Source organism: Phyllobacterium sp. P5_D12 (assembly GCF_054049495.1).
This window is the reverse complement of record NZ_JBFUMG010000952.1, coordinates 1-1,096: the sequence shown is the minus strand read 5'-3', so window position 1 is coordinate 1,096 and position 1,096 is coordinate 1. Positions and strand designations below refer to the sequence as shown.

The 1,096-nt window shown below is 47.0% G+C and carries 1 protein-coding gene and 1 pseudogene; both read right to left on the bottom strand.

The window, feature by feature from the left end:
* Positions 1 to 203: pseudogene (locus tag ACXJ5O_RS27925) on the bottom strand (Dyp-type peroxidase); the annotation flags it as partial.
* 335 nt (positions 204 to 538) lie between these two features.
* Positions 539 to 1,096: hypothetical protein (locus ACXJ5O_RS27920; protein ID WP_457302748.1), on the bottom strand; the 558-nt coding region annotated here is incomplete at its 5' end.

Sequence of the window (1,096 nt, the reverse complement as noted above, 5' to 3'; positions counted from 1 at the left end):
GCACTGGTCAGATGAAAATTGGCAAGTTCGCGCAGCATGCGTTTTGCTTGAACTTTTTTTGTCGGGTTCAGTTTGAAAAATATATTCGCTGTAAACTCACGACCGTGTCCCTTTAGAATATTCCCTTGAAGATTCTGTAGAAGAGACAGTTCATCTGTATCGGCGCTTTTCCAGGAAAGCGGAGCTGTTAAATCAATCGGCATGTGTTTTTTCCTCCGTGATAGATATCCGTGTGTTGCGTTCAGTGTCCAATTGATTTGCACAGACACCGTCATTCCACATTTATCTGCAATTTATCCTCGGCCATTCTAACTCAGTTGGATATTTTTCAGTCGTAGTAGGAATAAACTGATCTTTCACAAGCAATAATTGAGCATTACACTAACAATGCATAAGCAATACCTGCGTATTGCCTTTTACTTCCGGAAGTGTTCGACTTTGTTAATCCTATATGTCTACAATTTAAAATCTTACTATCGGAAAATTATGATGTTGTGTTCTCATAATCTGGATGTACGTAGATAAAGCTTCCTTGAAATCACAAATCGAAAAACGCGGTGTAAATCAGTCGCTCCTCGACAACACGGCGACGCCTCGTAGCACCAGCGCGCTGCTCCGGAATGGTCCTGTCGGTATAGTAACGTTCATACTCGCGGATAACGATGCGGGCAGGTTTGTCACCTGTTTCGGGCAGCGTCACTTCCGTGTCCCAGATAGCTGGATCGAACAGATCGCCAGGAAACGGGACAAGACTTCCCGGGCTAACGACGTCGGCAATATTGATGGTATCGAGGGCTATCTTTGTCCCGAGCCGGGTTTCGATCGTTGCAGAGGCACTGGCCCGCCTGGCTCGAACATTGAAAATACCGKGATTAACAACCGCAGGACCAATACTGCCGGCGGGCGCGAGAAGCGTTGATGCCAACACCTTTAGATCAGACCATGCCAGGTCGGAATCGATTGCCGGGTCGCGCACTTGCAAGACAAGTTCAACCTTGTTTCGTCCAGATTCGGTTGGCCGGCCTGGCAGTGGTATGAACGAAATATCCTCATATTCCGAATCGATCAGGAATTTCATCGGGCCGTGACTCGGAAC